This window comes from Paraburkholderia sp. (assembly GCF_028283785.1).
Lineage (GTDB): Bacteria > Pseudomonadota > Gammaproteobacteria > Burkholderiales > Burkholderiaceae > Paraburkholderia.
On the sequence record NZ_JAPWKB010000014.1, the window covers coordinates 136,803 to 153,955 of the forward strand.

At 65.2% G+C, this 17,153-nt stretch carries 12 protein-coding genes; 5 read left to right on the forward strand and 7 right to left on the reverse strand.

What is annotated here, in order from left to right; translation table 11 throughout:
* Positions 1-161 precede the first annotated feature (161 nt).
* The 4 genes from glgB to PW947_RS16645 form a co-directional block, all read right to left on the reverse strand.
* Positions 162-2,375: a 1,4-alpha-glucan branching protein GlgB gene (glgB, locus tag PW947_RS16630; protein WP_299633444.1), complete on the reverse strand. Its 2,214-nt coding sequence runs from the start codon at positions 2,373-2,375 to the stop codon at positions 162-164.
* Positions 2,368-5,847: a maltose alpha-D-glucosyltransferase gene (treS, locus tag PW947_RS16635; RefSeq protein WP_299633445.1), complete on the reverse strand. Its 3,480-nt coding sequence runs from the start codon at positions 5,845-5,847 to the stop codon at positions 2,368-2,370. The genes glgB and treS overlap by 8 nt, the downstream gene beginning before the upstream one ends.
* Positions 5,844-9,272 carry a maltotransferase domain-containing protein gene (locus tag PW947_RS16640; RefSeq protein WP_299633446.1) on the reverse strand — a complete coding sequence of 1,143 codons (3,429 nt, stop codon included), beginning with the start codon at positions 9,270-9,272 and terminating at the stop codon, positions 5,844-5,846. The genes treS and PW947_RS16640 overlap by 4 nt, the downstream gene beginning before the upstream one ends.
* Positions 9,273-9,722: 450 nt before the next feature.
* Complete coding sequence (locus tag PW947_RS16645) at positions 9,723-10,388, reverse strand: DUF1345 domain-containing protein (protein WP_299633447.1); 666 nt, start codon at positions 10,386-10,388, stop codon at positions 9,723-9,725.
* Positions 10,389-10,718: 330 nt separating this feature from the next.
* Between PW947_RS16645 and PW947_RS16650 the strand changes: the two genes are divergently transcribed.
* From PW947_RS16650 to PW947_RS16670, 5 genes are all read left to right on the forward strand, one after another.
* Positions 10,719-11,363, forward strand: a complete 645-nt coding sequence (locus PW947_RS16650; RefSeq protein ID WP_299633448.1) for a sugar dehydrogenase complex small subunit — start codon at positions 10,719-10,721, stop codon at positions 11,361-11,363.
* Positions 11,364-11,433: 70 nt separating this feature from the next.
* Positions 11,434-13,035 carry a GMC family oxidoreductase gene (locus PW947_RS16655; RefSeq protein ID WP_299633449.1) on the forward strand — a complete coding sequence of 534 codons (1,602 nt, stop codon included), beginning with the start codon at positions 11,434-11,436 and terminating at the stop codon, positions 13,033-13,035.
* A 25-nt stretch (positions 13,036-13,060) separates the two neighbouring features.
* Positions 13,061-13,705: a c-type cytochrome gene (locus tag PW947_RS16660; RefSeq protein WP_299633450.1), complete on the forward strand. Its 645-nt coding sequence runs from the start codon at positions 13,061-13,063 to the stop codon at positions 13,703-13,705.
* 26 nt (positions 13,706-13,731) lie between these two features.
* Positions 13,732-14,544, forward strand: coding sequence for a cytochrome c (locus PW947_RS16665; RefSeq protein WP_299633451.1), 813 nt, complete (start codon positions 13,732-13,734; stop codon positions 14,542-14,544).
* Positions 14,545-14,632: 88 nt separating this feature from the next.
* Positions 14,633-15,370, forward strand: a complete 738-nt coding sequence (locus PW947_RS16670) for a metallophosphoesterase (protein ID WP_299633452.1) — start codon at positions 14,633-14,635, stop codon at positions 15,368-15,370.
* Positions 15,371-15,381: 11 nt separating this feature from the next.
* Here PW947_RS16670 and PW947_RS16675 read toward each other — a convergent pair whose 3' ends face one another.
* The 3 genes from PW947_RS16675 to PW947_RS16685 all read right to left on the reverse strand — a co-directional run bounded on the left by PW947_RS16675 (position 15,382) and on the right by PW947_RS16685 (position 17,093).
* Complete coding sequence (locus PW947_RS16675) at positions 15,382-16,047, reverse strand: RES family NAD+ phosphorylase (protein WP_299633686.1); 666 nt, start codon at positions 16,045-16,047, stop codon at positions 15,382-15,384.
* A gap of 71 nt (positions 16,048-16,118) precedes the next feature.
* Positions 16,119-16,547, reverse strand: coding sequence for an MbcA/ParS/Xre antitoxin family protein (locus PW947_RS16680; RefSeq protein ID WP_299633453.1), 429 nt, complete (start codon positions 16,545-16,547; stop codon positions 16,119-16,121).
* Positions 16,548-16,751: 204 nt separating this feature from the next.
* Positions 16,752-17,093 (reverse strand): hypothetical protein, encoded by a 342-nt coding sequence (locus PW947_RS16685; RefSeq protein ID WP_299633454.1) that lies wholly within the window; start codon positions 17,091-17,093, stop codon positions 16,752-16,754.
* Between the last annotated feature and the right edge of the window lie 60 nt (positions 17,094-17,153).

A 17,153-nucleotide genomic window follows, 5' to 3' on the forward strand; every position in this document is an offset into this window, starting at 1 on the left:
GCAGTGTAGTACCAAGTCGGGGCAGTTGATAAGGACGGTGACACGGCGTGTCCGGCGACGCGAGACGGGCCGACGCGCGGCCCGTCTCCGGCTCGTTGCCGACTCGTCCGTCAACGGATGCGAACCCGCCCGGTGCATCAACCGGCGCAGCACCGGTCCCGTCAATCGGCCCGCAACACGATGGTCGCAAGCGGCGGCAGGATCAGCGACGCCGAGAACGGCTTGCCGTGACTGGCGATCTCTTCCGTGTAGACGAGCCCGCCGTTGCCGACGTTCGATCCGCCGTACATGCCCGCATCCGAATTGAACACCTCGTGCCAGCGACCTGGGCGCGGCAGGCCGAGCCGGTAACCGTGGCGCGGCACCGGCGTCAGGTTGCAGACCACCACGACCTCGCGGCCGCTGCCGTCGGTGCGACGCCACGCGAACACGCTGTTGCCGCTGTCGTCGCCGATCAGCCATTCGAACCCGCCCGGCTCGCTGTCGAGTGCATGCAATGCGGGCTCCTGCACGTACAACGCATTCAGGTCGCGCACGACCTTTTGCACGCCGTGATGGAGCTCGTCGTCGAGCAGATGCCAATGCGGCGACGTGTCGTGATCGAACTCCGCCATCTGGCCGAACTCGCCGCCCATGAACAGCAGTTTCTTGCCCGGATGCGTCCACATAAAGGCGAAGTACGCACGCAGGTTCGCGAAACGCTGCCAGCGGTCGCCGGGCATCTTGCCGAGCAGCGAGCCTTTGCCGTGCACCACTTCGTCATGCGAAAGCGGCAGGACGAAGCGCTCCGAATACGCGTAGACCATCCCGAACGTCATGTTGTGATGGTGATACTGACGGTAGACCGGGTCTTCCTCCATGTAATGCAGCGTGTCGTGCATCCACCCCATGTTCCACTTGAAATCGAAACCGAGGCCGCCGTCTTCGAGCTTCGCGGTGACGCCCGGCCATGCCGTCGATTCTTCCGCGATGGTGATCGCGCCCGGCGCGCCCGGCACATAACGGACTTCGTGATTCAGACGTTTGAGGAACGCGATCGATTCCAGATTTTCGCGTCCGCCATAGATGTTCGGCACCCATTCGCCGGCGGCGCGCGAGTAGTCCCGGTACAGCATCGACGCAACCGCATCGACCCGCAAGCCATCGACGTGGAAGCGCTTCAGCCACGCCAGCCCCGACGCGATCAGGAACGCGCTCACCTCGTTGCGGCCGAGGTTGTAGATCATCGTGTTCCAGTCCTGGTGATAGCCTTCGCGCGGGTCCGCGTGCTCGTACAGCGGCGTGCCGTCGAACTCCACGAGGCCGTGCGCGTCGTTCGGGAAATGGGCGGGCACCCAGTCCAGGATCACGCCGATGCCTTCCTCGTGCGCGCGGTTCACGAACATCGCAAACTGCTCAGGCGTGCCGAAACGGGCCGACGGCGCAAACTGTCCCAACGGCTGATAACCCCACGAGCCGCCGAACGGATGCTCGGCAACTGGCATGAACTCGACGTGCGTGAAGCCCATGCCCTTGACGTACGGCAGCAGCCGGTCGGCCAGTTCGGCCCAGTCGAGCCCGCGATTGCCTTCCTCCAGCACCCGCAGCCAGGATTCGGCATGAACTTCGTAGATCGAAATCGGCGCGTTCGCGGTCTGCTTTGCACCGCGCGCGGCAATCCACGCCGCGTCGGTCCACGCGAAGTTCTCGACGTCGTCCACATGCGCGACCACCGAACCCGTGGCCGGCGGCTTCTCCGTCTGCATCGCGCATGGATCGGCCTTGAGCGGCAACGGATGGCCGTCGCGCGACAGCATTTCGTACTTGTACCGCGCGCCCGCGCCGACGCGCGGCACGAACAGTTCCCAGACGCCCGCCCGATGCCGTAGCCGCATCGGATGACGGCGACCGTCCCACGCATTGAAGTCGCCGACTACCGAGACCCGCTTCGCGTTCGGCGCCCAGACCGCGAAACGCACGCCCGGCACGCCGTCCACCGTGATGGGACGCGAGCCGAGACATTCGAGCACCGCGTAAGGATCGCCGTTGGCCAGCCGTCCCAGCGGTTCGTCGCCGAGCACCGGTCCGAACGAATAGGTATCTTCGATTTCCTGAACCGGTCCATGCCAGTCGATCTTCAGCCGGTACGGTTTCGCCGCGCTGACCGACCCGGCGAACAGCCCGCCCGGATGCACCTGATGCAGTTCGCCGAGCGTCGCGCCGTCGTCGCGCGCAATCACCGACACGCGCGCCGCGTTCGGCAGCACCACGCGCACGATCGGGCCGTAATCGGAATCGTGCATGCCGAGATGCGAGAACGGATCGTGGTGACGCGCCGACACCAGCGCGTCGATATCCAGCGGATTCAGGCCGATGCCTGGGTCATGCTCACTCATAATCGCCCTCGGCCGGAGTGGAAGGAGAGGCGCCGCCGGACGGCGAAGCCTGATCGTGCGTGGCGCCGTGGACGCTGCCATGCGGTGCGCCCGTGTCGCCCAGCAAACGGCTTGCGATGGCGGCGAGGCCGCGTACCGGCAGGCTAAGCCATGTCGGACGATTGGCCGCTTCGTATCGCACTTCGTATGCTGCTTTCTCGATCAGGAACAGATCGAGCAACGACTGTTCCGCTGCGGGTGCGACGAGCGGTTGCGACGCGCTCTGGACTGCCGCGCGGTACTGTTCGATGAACGATTCCGTTGCGTAGGTGCGGAACCGGTCGAACAGCGCGCGCTTGCGGTCGGCGGTTTGCTGCGGCGCGTTTTCCGTGGTGGATTGCGCGGCGGCGCTCGCATACGACAACGATCGCAACAGCCCGGCAACGTCGCGCAACGGACTCGACTTCTCGCGACGTTCTTCGAGCGAGCGCGCCGGTTCGCCTTCGAAGTCGATCAGGAACGCGTCGCCCTGCGCGACCAGCACCTGACCCAGATGGAAGTCGCCGTGAATCCGCGTACGCAACGCGCCGGAGTCTGTCGATACCAGTTTCGACACCGCTTCGGTCAACGCATCGCGACGGTCGAGCAAACTCTGCGCGAGCCCGCGCGTGTCTTCGCTCAGCTGGTCGAGACGCGGGCCGAGCAGATCGAGCGCATTGGCGAGCATGGATTGCGTCCCGTCGATCCACGCCTGCACCTGCTCCGGCTTTGCCGGTTCCGGTGCGAAGGCTGCGTCGTCGGTAGGCGCGGCCAGCGCGACGTGCAATTCGCCGAGCCGCTGCCCGATGATGCCCGCCATCGCCTTGTAACCCTCGATCGCTTCGGTCTCGCTGGCGCGATCCGGCGATTTGTCCTGCGCGTCGACGGCAATGGCGAGTTCGTCCACCGAGCGGCGCAGATAGTCGAGCGCCCAGTTCCACGCGTCGCCCTGGTTGTCGATAAAGCCTTGCAGGATGCACAGCGTGTGCGGCACGCCCGCCGGGTCGATCCGCACCACTTCACCATACAGCGGCGCCGTATTCTTGTAACCGATCTTCGTCAGATGGCGACTGATTTCCGCTTCCGGATGAATGCCGCTGACGAGACGGCGCACCAGTTTCAGCACGGCCGCATCCGCGATGATCAGCGAGCTGTTGCTCTGTTCGGCCGCGAGCCAGCGAATATCCGGACGCTCGCCGAGTTCGCCGAGTTCGCTGAAACGCTCGGTCGGGACAAAGTGAATCTCGCTCTTCTGGAACGTCGGCACGACGGCCTTCTCGCGCATCTTGCGCAACACGCCATGCGCGAACAGCGGCAACGCGAACGCGTCCGTCAGATAGCCGACGGTGCGGCCACGGCGAATCCGCGCCATCGCGAGCTGCACGTAGAGCGGCGTGGTGGTTTCGTCGCCCCACGACAGCGCGATCGGCACCACGTAGCGTTCGGTGTGATCGCCGACGTCGGCTTCGATTTCGGTGAACGCGAAGCCGCCGTTCGGGATCGTCGTCAGCGCGGCGAGGCGCACCGCGTGCATCTTCTGATCCTTCGACGCAAACCAGCGCCGACGGCTCAGCCACGACGGCAGCACTTCGGATTCGAGCAGCCGGACGTTTTCCGGCGTCGGGCCGACCTGACCTTCGCGAATCACGATGGTCACGAATTCCGGCAACGGTTCCGAATGTGCCTGACTCCATGTCGGCCGCTGGCCGCCTTCGCAAAGCAGGAACCACAGGAAGCCATACGGCGGGAACGTCAGCAGATAGGTCAGCTGGCCGATCGCCGGGAATACGGAGTCGGCGGTCATTTCGATCGGCACCGCGCCCGCGAATTCGGACAGATCGAGTTCGACCGCCTGCGGCGCGCGCGACAGATTCGCGACACACAGGATCGGCGGCTCGCCGGGCATTTCGCGCAGATACGCGAGAATCTTGCGATTCGCCGGCTTCAGGAAGCGGATCGTGCCGCGCCCGAAGGTCTGCTTCGCGCGACGCGTCGCGAGCATCCGGCGCGTCCAGTTCAGCAGCGAGTGGGGGTCGCGGCTCTGTGCCTCGACATTCACGGCGTCGAAGCCGTACAGCGAGCCCATCACCGGCGGCAGCACCAGCTGTTCCGGATCGGCGCGCGAGAAACCGCCGTTGCGGTCGGACGACCATTGCATCGGTGTGCGCACGCCGTCGCGGTCGCCGAGGTGAATGTTGTCGCCCATTCCGAGTTCGTCGCCGTAGTAGATGACCGGCGTGCCGGGCATCGACAGCAACAACGAATTGATCAGTTCGATACGGCGCCGGTCACGCTCCATCAGCGGCGCGAGACGGCGGCGAATACCGAGGTTCAGCCGCGCACGACGGTCGCTCGCATAGGTGTTCCACAGATAATCGCGCTCGGAGTCGGTGACCATTTCGAGCGTCAGTTCGTCGTGATTGCGCAGGAAAATCGCCCATTGATTGGTCTCGGCGAGGTCCGGCGTCTGACGCATGATGTCGGTGATCGGAAAGCGGTCTTCGCTCGCGATCGACATGTAAATGCGCGGCATCAGCGGGAAGTGGAACGCCATATGGCATTCGTCTTCGTCGCCGAAGTATTCCTTCACGTCTTCCGGCCACTGGTTCGCTTCGGCAAGCAGCATCCGGTTCGGATATTCGGCGTCGATGGTCGCGCGAATCTTCTTCAGCACCGCGTGCGTTTCCGGCAGATTCTCGTTGTTGGTGCCTTCGCGTTCGACCAGATACGGCACCGCGTCCAGCCGCAGCCCGTCGATACCCATATCGAGCCAGAACCGCATCACCTGCAACACTTCCTTCAGCACGGCCGGATTGTCGAAGTTCAGATCCGGCTGATGCGAATAGAAGCGGTGCCAGTAATACGCGCCCGCGACGGGATCGTGCGTCCAGTTCGACGGTTCGGAGTCGATAAAGATGATCCGCGTGCCGGTGTACTTCTGATCGGTGTCGGACCACACGTAGTAATTGCGATGATTCGAGCCCGGTTTCGCGCGACGTGCGCGCTGAAACCACGGATGTTGATCCGACGTGTGGTTGATCACCAGTTCGGTAATCACGCGAATGCCGCGCGCGTGCGCTTCCTGGATGAAGCGCTTGACGTCGGCAAGCTGGCCGTAATCCGGATGGACGCTGCGGTAATCGGCGATGTCGTATCCGTCGTCGCGACGCGGCGACGGGTAGAACGGCAGCAGCCAGATCGCGTTGACGCCCAGTTCGGCGATGTAGTCGAGCTTCGCGATCAAGCCTGGAAAATCGCCGACGCCGTCGTTGTTGCCGTCGAAAAACGACTTGATGTGCACCTGATAGATGATCGCGTCCTTGTACCACAGCGGATCGTCGCTCAGCATCGACGGTCGGCCGCGCCGCGACGCGTGGGCCTTGCCGGTTGCATGGTCGCGCTCGTCGGCGCTGTGGTCCTGCGTGGTCGTGTCGGCTGTGTCGTCACGTTTCATCGCGCACCTTCGGTATGGGTTGGGTCGCCGTCATGGGTCGACGCTTCGGGATCGGGCGGATCGGCGGGCAGTCCGCCGAGCGGCGCAATCCGCCAGATCGCGAACGGCATCGCGCCGGGGTTCAGACGGATGTGCTGCCAGCGGCCATGCCATTCGAATCGCGCGCCGGTCATCTGATCCGTCACTTCGAGTGCCGCCTGATCGTGCAAATGCCAATGCTGGAACGTCGCCCACGACAACTCGACATCCGCGCCCTGTTCGTTGAACGGATCGAGATTGATCGCGACGACGATCACGTTGTCGCGTGCGGGCGTGGCCTTTTCGAAGAACAGGATGTTCTCGTTATGCGCGGGCAAAAAGGTCACGCCGAGATGCGAGTGCAACGCCGGATTCGCACGCCGGATCCGGTTCAGCGCGGTAATTTCCCCGACGATATTGCCCGGCCGGTTCCAGTCCCACGCACGCAATTGATACTTTTCGGAATCGAGGTATTCCTCGCTGTTCGGCAACGCGGCGGCTTCGCACAATTCGAAGCCGCTATACACGCCCCACAAGCCCGACAAGGTCGCGGCCAGCGCGGAGCGAATCAGGAAACCCGGCCGTCCTTGCGCCTGAAGATGGCGCGGATTGATGTCCGGCGTGTTGACGAAGAAGTTCGGCCGGAAGATGTCCTTGACGAAGGTCTGAGTCAGTTCGGTCAGATAGTCGACGAAGTCGCGTTTCGATTCGCGCCACGTGAAGTACGTGTACGACTGCGAATAGCCGACCTTCGCCAGACGGTACATCAGGCGGGGCCGCGTGAACGCTTCCGACAGAAAGATCGTGCCGGGATGGCGCGCACGCACGTCGGCAATCATCCATTCCCAGAACGGCAGCGGCTTCGTGTGCGGATTGTCGACGCGGAAAATATTCACGCCCGCGTCGATCCAGAACAGGATCACGTCGCGCAGCGCGAGCCACAGATCGGGCTTCGCGTCGTGCGCATAAAAATCAGGATTCACGATGTCCTGATATTTCTTCGGCGGGTTTTCCGCGTAACGCAACGTGCCGTCGGGACGCCACGCGAACCACGTCGGATGTTCCTTCAGCCACGGGTGATCGGGCGAGCATTGAATCGCGAAGTCGAGCGCGATTTCGAGGCCGTGCGCGTGCGCGGCGGCGAGCATCGTCTTGAAGTCGTCGAGCGTGCCGAGTTCCGGATGGGTCGCGGTATGGCCGCCTTCCTTGCCGCCGATCGCATACGGACTGCCGACGTCGCCGGGCAACGCGGTCAGCGTGTTGTTGCGGCCCTTACGGTTCGCCACGCCGATCGGGTGGATCGGCGGGAAATACAGCACGTCGAAACCCATCTCGCAAATGCGCGGCATCTTCGTCGTGACGTCGGCGAACGTGCCGTGCCGCGATTCGTCGTCGCTCATCGAACGCGGAAAGATTTCGTACCAGCTGGCAAAGCCCGCCGCGGCGCGTTCCGCATCGACGCGATAGACCATCGGATCGCGGCCGAGGAACGGCCGGTGACGCGCGGCGGCCATCGCCTTCGCGGTGGTCGGCGCGAGCACCAGTGCGAGCTTCGTCGCCGGATCGGCCTTGGCGAACACCTTGACGATATGTTCGAGCGGATCCGTCACCGCACCTTCTACCGTTTCCACTTCGGCCAGCACCAGCGCGAACAGATGCGCAGCTTCGTCGAGTTCGAGTTCGACCGTTTGTCCGGCCTTCAGCTTCTTCTGCATATGCTCGACCAGCGACGCGAAATCGTCGCGCCATGCGGTCACCGTGAATTCGTGACGGCCGAGCCGTTCGAGCGGAATGTACGCATGCCACATATCGGTGCCGGCGGGCTGCATCGGCGCCATCGGCGCTTCGTGCCACGCGGTTTCGTCGGCGGCGCGCCAGATTACGGCGGCGGCGATCTTGTCGTGGCCTTCCGCGAAGATCGCGGCCGTCACTTCCATCCGCTCGCCGACGATCCGCTTGACCGGAAACTGCCCGTGATCCACCGAAGGCATCACGCTTTCGATCGCCACGCGCGGCGCGGCGATCGCGTCCTGCACGGTGCGTTTGCCGGAGCGCTTGCTGTTCGATTTGTCGATCGGCGGTGCCAGACAGACCGGGGTGCCGGGCACGGCCTTGAACAGGCGCACGCCGCCGGCCGGCAAGGTGAACGGGCTCAGCGCGGCGGGCGCGGCGTTCGATGGCGAATCGAGCGGCACGAAGCGCGTGAATTCGCCGGGCACGCCGCTCAGGAAACGTGCCGGATCGACGCGCAACGGCAGGCCCAGTTCAGGATTCACGACGATCAGCACGGCGTGCTGCGCGTCGCGCAGATCGGCGCGATCGCCGCGCAGCAAGACCGCGACCGGCGAGCCGGGGCCGCTGAGCGCCAGCAGTTCGCCGTTCGCGTGCAGTGTGGGGGTGTCGCGCATCACCTGGTTGGCGTGCTTGACCAGCGCGGTCAGATCGAGTTGCGGCTGTGCGCAGGCGGCGTCGAAGCGGGCGGCGTCGGCATGCGCGTAGCTGATCGGTTCGGTGACGCCGTACTCGAAGCCCATCGGCATCATCCAGCCGCTGCCGGTCGATGCGGCCGTGAACAGCGCGCGTCGATAGGTGCGCTCGACGATCGACGCGTCGTGCACGTCGCCGACGTCGGCGGCGAGCCGCGAGCCGTAAGGCGCTTCCGGAAACCCGATGGGCGGCGCGATCCGCGCGAGCGCTTCGTGTTCCTCGGTCATCCAGCTCGACCGGAAATCCCACCAGCGCACCGATGAAAACACGCTGTCGAAGCCCGCGCCTTCGAGCGCGTGCAGATCCTGGCGAGCGAGTCCCGGCGTGGCCGCGAGCAGGCGCACCTGCGGATGACGCTCGCGCAGCGCGTCGCCGATCCGGCGCCACACCGGCGCCGGCACCCGATGCGGCGAGTCGAACCGGAAGCCGCCGACGCCCGCCGCCACCAGCGCGAGCAGCTTTTGCGTCCACCAGTCGGTCAGCGCGGCCGCGCCATCGCCGTCGAAGTTCGCGTAAGCGACGTTGTCCTCGCGATGCACATGGCGCGGATCGAGGCGGGCTTCTTCGGATTCGAACGGATGGAACCAGTGAGGATGCGCGGAAAAGAGCGGCCCGTCGGCGGCCATGCGATCCAGCGTGATATCGAGCAGGACCGTCAGCCCGAGCTTGCCGGCCGCCGCCGAGACGCTACGCACGGCATCGAGCGTGGGTTGCGACGTGGCGAGCGCCGGGTGCAGGGTGTCGTGACTGGCAACCACCTGGGTGTGACCGGCGCGTCCGGGTTCGAACAGCCCGCCGATCAACAGATGGTCGAAGCCCAGATCCGCCGCGTGCGTCAGACGCGCAGGCCACGCGTCGAGCGCGCCTGCCAGCGGAGCATGGAGAAAGTAAATGCGCGGCGCATACCCATGTTGTTCCATCGGTCTTTTCCAGAGTGGTCCTGCTGCGTGAGGGATGCAACGGATGCGATCAGCACGCTCTAAGGCTTCCAGAGCCGGATGCGCGCGATGCGTGCAGCACAGGGCGCGTATAGGTCAATGTAGTGCATGGTCCCGCATACTGCCGGGCGTTAGCGAACGTTGCCACGCGCAGGCTTCGTTCGCGCGGCGATCGTCCGGGCGACGTGGGTTGCAGCAGCAAGGGCTGTGCCAAGCGGGAGCGCTCGCGGGCGGCGCGAGCGCGGATCGGCGGATGCGTCCGCGCGTGCAAAGGCAGCGCGCGACGGCAGACGCGCCGCGAGGCCGGAAGTGGGCGGCGGCGCGCACGGCGCGGGTGACGCGCGCGCCGTGTAAAAACCGGATGCGGGCGTCGCGCCTTTTACATGGACGGGCGCGGGCGGCGAGGGTGGCGTGGCAGCGGGCGTCGCGCGGTCACGAGCCGACCAGCCCGGCGGCGATGTTCACGCACAGGCCGAGCACGGCAAGGTTGAAGTAGAACGAGAGGATCGATTGCGCGAGCGTCGCGCGACGGATCGCGCGGGAGCGCAGCACGACGTCGGAAGTCTGCGACGCGACGGCGATCGTGAACGAGAAATACAGGAAGTCCCAGTAGTCGGGACGCAGATCGCGATCGGGAAACAGCAGCGCGGTCTGTTGCTCGTCCGAGTAGTAGAGCCGTGCGTAGTGAAGCGTGAAGATGGTCGGGATCAGAAACCATGCGCCGATCAGCGTGAGGCCGGTCAGCAGATAGTGCAGCGCGCTCGATCCCGACGCCGCGCCCGCGCTTTTCGCCGACGCCAGTTCCAGCACGATCGCGGCGATGCTCGCGACGGTCGCGGTGCAGATCATCGCGAGCACGACGCCCGCGTTTTCATCGTCGCGCAACGCGAACTCGCGGACGCGGTCTTCATGCGCGGCCGCCATATGCGTCCAGATCAGCGCGAGATACGCCCACACGGCGACATCCCACGCGAACAGCACGCGGACCGTCAAGGTGCCTTGGACCGGCACGAACAGCGCGGCGACGATGCCGATACACAAGCCCAGCACGAGGCGGGGGCGATTACGAAGAACCTGCGGATAAAGATGACTGGGCATGGATCGAATGGGTCTGCAACATTGAACTGCATAATTGTCGAACGGACGTCCGGCAGCTATAGTCTGTCGCAACGGCCTTGCGCGCGGCTTTCAACGCGTTGGCGGCGGGGCCGTTGTCACGCAGACATCATCGTAGATCGATCATCATCGCGCGTTGTGCGCCCGTGCCGGGATGTCACCGGCGCGCAACCGCATCATGAGACCGCTTGTCGGACCGGTAAAGCGGCAGCACACAGACCAGGTTGTTGGGGCAGAAGAACAGGGTGAACGGCGCATCGGCGCGCCGCGACATCGTGCCGTTTGAAACCAGTCAACATCTGTGGAGTCCCCATGACAGATGCGTACGAGAAAGATGCGCACGGCGACGTGACGCACCCGGTCTCGCGCAGGATGTGGTTGCGCAGCGCGTGCGCAACCGCGGTGGCATTGGCGATCGGTGGTCTGACCGGTGGCCTGGGCGGCGTCCCGCGCTGGCGGGCGGCGCTGACGTCGGGGTCGCTGTTCGGCGTGTCCGACGCGTTTGCGCAGACGCCTCCAGCCAGCGCTGCCGGTGCCGGCGCGGCGCCCGCCAACGGTGGCATCGATGCCTTTCTCGCGCTGTCGCAGCGGCTGACCGGTCGCACCGGTTTCGATGCGACGCTCGGCCGGCGCGTGTTCGACGCGCTCTCCCATTCCGATTCCCAGTTGCCTCAGCACGTGGCTGCGCTCAACGCGTGGCTTCAGACGCATGGCGGCGTGCCGTCCGACGCAGTCACGCCCGCGTTGCAGACCGAGCAGCCCGCGCTCGCCGGCAGCGTCGGCGCGATCATGCGCGCGTGGTATCTCGGCCTCGTCGGCGATTCGCCGCATGTGCAGGTGGTCGCCTACGAACGCGCGCTGATGTTCGACCCTGTAAAGGACGTGCTGACGGTGCCGTCGTATTGCCGCGACGTGCCGTTCTACTGGACGCAAAAGCCACCGGGCGCGGCGGCCTGACCGGCCCGCGAAACCGTCGCGGGTCGCATGCTCCGCTTTGCACCGCAGCAGTCAGAACAAGAGGGCAACAATGGCAGACTCGATTTCAGCCGACATCGTGGTCGTCGGCTCGGGCGTGGCGGGCGGTCTGGTCGCGCATCAGATGGCGCTCGCGGGCGCGTCGGTGATTCTGCTCGAAGCCGGGCCGCGCATTCCGCGCTGGCAGATCGTCGAGAACTTCCGCAACTCGCCGGCCAAGGCCGATTTCGCGACGCCGTATCCGTCGACACCGTATGCGCCGCATCCAGAATATTCGCCCGCGAACGGCTATCTGATCCAGAAGGGCTCGCATCCGTACAACTCGCAATACGTACGGCTGGTGGGCGGCACGACATGGCACTGGGCGGCCGCCGCGTGGCGTTTGCTGCCGTCGGATTTTCGCCTGAAGACGCGCTATGGCGTGGGTCGCGACTGGCCGTTTCCGTACGAGATTCTGGAGCCGTGGTATCAGGCCGCCGAAGTGCAACTCGGCGTGTCGGGTCCGGACCGTACGGTGGATCTCGGTTCGCCGCGCTCGGAGCCGTATCCGATGAGCGCGTTGCCGCTGTCGTACATGGACCAGCGTTTCGGCGACGTGCTGAACGCGAACGGCTTCAAGGTCGTGCCGGAGCCGGTCGCGCGCAACAGCCGTCCTTACGACGCGCGGCCGACCTGCTGCGGCAACAACAACTGCATGCCGATCTGTCCCATCGCGGCGATGTACAACGGCATCGTGCACGCGGAAAAAGCCGAGCAGGCGGGTGCGAAACTGATCGCGCAAGCGGTCGTGTACCGGATCGAGGCCGACAACAAAGGGCTGATCGTCGCGGTTCACTACAAAGACCCGAACGGCAACAGCACACGTGTGAGCGGCAAGCTGTTCGTGCTCGCGGCGAACGGGATCGAGACGCCGAAGCTGATGCTGATGTCGGCCGACGGCAAGTTCGCGAAGGGCATCGGCAACAGTTCGGACCAGGTCGGCCGTAACCTGATGGACCATCCGGGCACGGGCGTCACGTTCGTCGCGAACGAACCGCTGTGGCCCGGACGCGGACCGATGGAAATGACGTCGATCGTCAATTTTCGCGACGGCGCATTCCGCTCGGATTACGCGGCGAAGAAGCTGCATCTGTCGAACGGTGTGCCGACCATGAGCGTCACCGCCGATCTGCTGAAAAAAGGCGTCACCGGTGCCGAACTCGACCGGCAGATTCGCGACCGCGCCGCGCGCACGCTCAATATCAACAGTTTTCACGAGCATCTGGCGGAGCCGGACAACCGCATCGTGCCGTCGGCGGATCACAAGGATTCGCTCGGCATTCCGCAGCCTGAAATCACTTATTCGATCAACGATTACGTGAAGAAAAGCGCGGCCAATACGCGCGATCTGTACACGCAGATCGCGGCGCTGTTCGGCGGCATCGAGGTGTCGTTCGACGATACGTTCGCACCGAACAATCACATCATGGGCACCACCATCATGGGCAACGACGCGTCGAATTCCGTCGTCGATGCGGATTGCCGCACGCACGATCACCCCAATCTGTTCGTCGCGGGCAGCGGCCCGATGCCGACGGCGGCGTCGGTGAACTGCACGCTGACGATCGCCGCGCTGTCGCTCAAACTCGCCGACAAGCTGAAGCGTGAAATCTGACCCGCGCCCCGACGGAGAGCCTGCCATGACGAAGAAAACGTCTCGCGTGCGGTCGGCTGCGGCGGGTGCGCCGGCGCCTGAGCCGCGCGCCGACGGCACTGCCGGGGCTAAGTCCGGTGCAGCGACGGGCGCACGTCGCGCGTTCCTGCGCATCGCGTCGCTGGCGGCGGCGTTCTCGCTGTTCGCGCTGTACATGGCATGGTACGAAGCGCACGAAACGCAGATCCGTCGCAGCGACGAAATGCCGTTCGCCGAGGCGCACGCGGACAACGGCGTGCAACCTGGCCGGACCCCGGCGAGCGCGCCGGCCGTGTTCGCATCCGATCTCATCAGGCGCGGCGAATATCTGGCTCGCGCGGGCGATTGCATCGCGTGTCACACGGCGGACAAGGCACGACCGTTCGCGGGCGGCCTGCCGATCACGACGCCGTTCGGCACGATCTACACGCCCAACATCACGCCCGATCCGGAAACTGGCATCGGTCAATGGACCGAATCGGACTTTCTGCGTGCGATGCACGAAGGCGTCGGCAAGGCCGGCGAGCATCTGTATCCGGCGTTTCCGTACGCGGAATACACGAAGGTCACGAGCGCCGACGTGCTCGCGATCCGCGCGTATCTGAACACGCTGACGCCGATCCACTACACGCCGCCGCGTAACGAGATCTGAACTTCCCGTTCAACCAGCGCTGGCTGATGGTGTTCTGGAACCTGTTCAACTTCGACGAAGGCCGTTTCGTGCCCGATCCGAAACAGAGCGCCGAATGGAATCGCGGCGCGTATCTGGTCGAAGGGCTGGCGCATTGCGAGGAATGCCACACGCCGCGCAATTTCATGCAAGGGCTCAAGGGCGGCGACCGTTTCGCGGGCGCGACGCAAGCCGGTTGGCACGCGTTCAATATCACGCCGGACGAGCGGAGCGGCATCGGCGCGTGGAGCGGCGACGAACTGGAAGCGTATCTGTCGAGCGGCGTGGCGCCGGGCCGCGCGAATGCCGCCGGACCGATGGCGCAAGTCGTCGCGGACAGCACGCAGTATCTGGATCACGAGGATTTGCGGTCGATCGCGGTGTACATGCGCTCGGTGCCTGCTATCAGCGGCGGAGAACCGCGCGCCCGCGATCGATGGGGCCAACCCGCCGACGACGTGACCGCTTTGCGCGGCACCGCCGTCAACAGCGTGAGCGGCGCGCAACTGTTCGTCGCGAACTGCGCGGCGTGTCACGCGTGGAGCGGCCAGGGCGTCGGGGCGAGCGCGCCGGGTGCGTATCCGTCGCTGATCCACAACAGCGCGGTCGGCGCGCGCGACGCGAACAATCTCGCGATGGTGATCCTGCACGGCGTGAGCCGCACGACGAAACAGGCGGACGTCTTGATGCCCGGATTCGGCAGTCAACTGACCGACGATCAGATCGCCGCGCTCAGCAATTACGTGACGAAGCAGTTCGGCGATCCGGCATCGACGTTGAGCGCCGCGCAGGTCGCGGCCTTGCGCGCGACGCCCCAGTAAACGGCGGGTTTCCGCGCGGTCGCGGCGGCGTGTTCGAAAAGAGCGGAACCGCGCATACGCAATGCGCGAGGCGCATTATCATGTCCGTATGGCGACCGCATCTTCTACTGTTGTTGAGCATCATCCGGCCAATACAGCAGGCCGGGATTTCGTCGTCGGCGACCTCCACGGCTGCGTCGACGCGCTGCGCTATCTGTTGCGCGAAATCCGCTTCGATCCGGTGCACGACCGGTTGTTTTCGGTCGGCGATCTGGTCGATCGCGGCAGTCAGTCGCAAGAGGCGCTGGCCCTGCTCGACAAGCCCTGGTTCTATCCCGTGCTCGGCAATCACGAGGACGCGTTGTGCGCGGTCGCGCATGGGCGTCTGAAGCGTCAATGGTGGTATGGGATCGGCGGCGCGTGGGCGGCGGGATTGTCCGACGCGCAATTGCGGGTGTACGCGGAACGGCTCGCGGCGTTGCCGCTCGTGCGCGTGGTGGGCACCGGCGCCGAACGCTTCAACATCCTGCACGCGGAGTTTTTCGGCACCGACGCCGATCTCGACGCCGCCCGGTTTTCCGACGATACGCGCCAGCAAATGTTGTGGGGCCGCGACCTCGCATCGGGCAAGGGCGACACGATGATCCAGCGCGGTCTGTCGATGACGTATTGCGGACACACGCCGGTGCGCGAAGTGCAGCAGATCGGCGCGCAGATTTTCATCGATACCGGCGCGTTCGGGCCGGGCGGCAAGCTCACCGTCGTCGAAGCGCGGCGCTCGAAGCGCTGGAACGTGACGGTCGCGGCGGCCAAAGGGCACGGCGCGGCGGCGATGGCGCTGCCTTGAACGGTGCGCCGTCAGCCGACCTGATTCAACTCGAACACCATATCCACGGTGTTGCCATTCCAGTTGTATTCCAGATACGCCGCGTGACGGCAGTCGCGCAGCAGCGTCGTTTTGAACGCGGCGAGGCATTCGCCGCCTTGCGCGTCGCGCACCGACGGATACGCGATACCCGGCGCGCCCGCCGTGCGTGCCGCCCGTCCGGTGCGCTGTCCGGCGAGGTAATCGGTCGGCGACAGCACGTCGGGATCGCGCAGCGCCGCGTCGCCGCGTAAATCCATCACGTCGCCCTGGGCGATCACCGTGTACAGCCGCATTTGCTGGCGCGTCGGTGCTTCGTGGGTGGCCGCGAGGAAATTGCCGGTGTGATAGCGGGTTTCGGCGATCGCGGTGGCGCGCGACATCGCGCAATAGAACACGCCGTAGGTGCCGTCGGAAAACCGGCTGCCGAGCGGATTCAGATGCGTGAACGCCGCCATGATCGGCCCCCAGCCGGGACCGAAGCGACGCTCGTCGTGCGGCACGAGATCGAGCTCGCCGACTTCGGTGCGCAGACGGTCGTTGGTCATCGCTTCGAGCGCGTACAACGCGTCGAAATCGTCCGGCGACGCGACACGGTCGAACAGGTTCACCGCAGGAAAGCGGGTGGGAATCACGCGATACGCGGGCGTCCAGTCGATCGTGGCGACGTCCCAACGCGACCGCCACGCCGGATCGTTCGACGGCGCCGGGAATTCGGTATTCGGATCGATCACGCCCAGCCGCCTCGCATCGCGTCGAGATACTGGCGCACGGCGACGAGGTCGCTGATATTGCCGGCGAGCATCCGGTCGAGCGCGCGGCGTCCGCCGAACGGCGGCGCGCTGTTCGGGCGCTTGATCCAGGTATCGGCGGCGGTGGGTTGCGGCAACAGAATCTGCAGGGCCTTGTAGATGCCGAGCAGCAGCGACAGGCGTTCGAGCGTATCGCGCCCGAGCTTCGCGGTTTCGGGGGTTTTCTTCCAGTTGAAGTAGGTGGAGCGGCCGGGCGAACCGAGCAGAACGATCTGTTCCTCGGCGCTGAGATCCCAGTCGTGCGCAATGTTGAAGAAGGCGCGCAGACCCGCCGCGGACATTTGCGTGATCGACGGTTCGCGTCGAAGGGGCGATTCTGTAGGTGTCGCGCGAGCAGCGTGTGACATGGAGTAAGAAAGTCCTGACATGTACTTGTTATTGATATTAGTCCATAACTGGATTTCTGCAAGAAGAGTTTGGGTATAATTGCGCGCGGCAACAAAGCCGGGCGAGCGATTGAGCGTGTGAGGGAGTAAAGAGATGGCAGTGCGGGCGATGTGCGTAGCGGCAGTGGTGTGGAGTGCGATAGCAACGGCGGGCGCGGCGACGCATTACGAGGAAGTGTGGAATCCGCCGGAAGCATCGAAGAGCGCGGCGCATGGAAAGCCTGCGGCGCATGCTAAAACCGGGAAGGCAGCACCGGTGAAGCACACGAAGCGCACGACGCCGGCCGCGAAACAGGCGCACGCGAAGGCGCCGAAATCCACCACGGCGAGCGCATCGAAGCAACACGCCACGGTGGCGCAATCGAAGCCGGCGACGCACGCGAAGGCCGCAAAATCGACCGCGCCGAACAGCGCACACACGACGGCGAGCGCGCCGCAACCGAAACCCCAACCGAAGCCGCAGCCGCCCGCGAACCCGGCGACGAATCCCGCGACCGCGCCCAGCACGAACCTGCCGCCGATCCTGCATTGACGCGTTCGTATCGACGCGTCTGAAATTACGCGCCG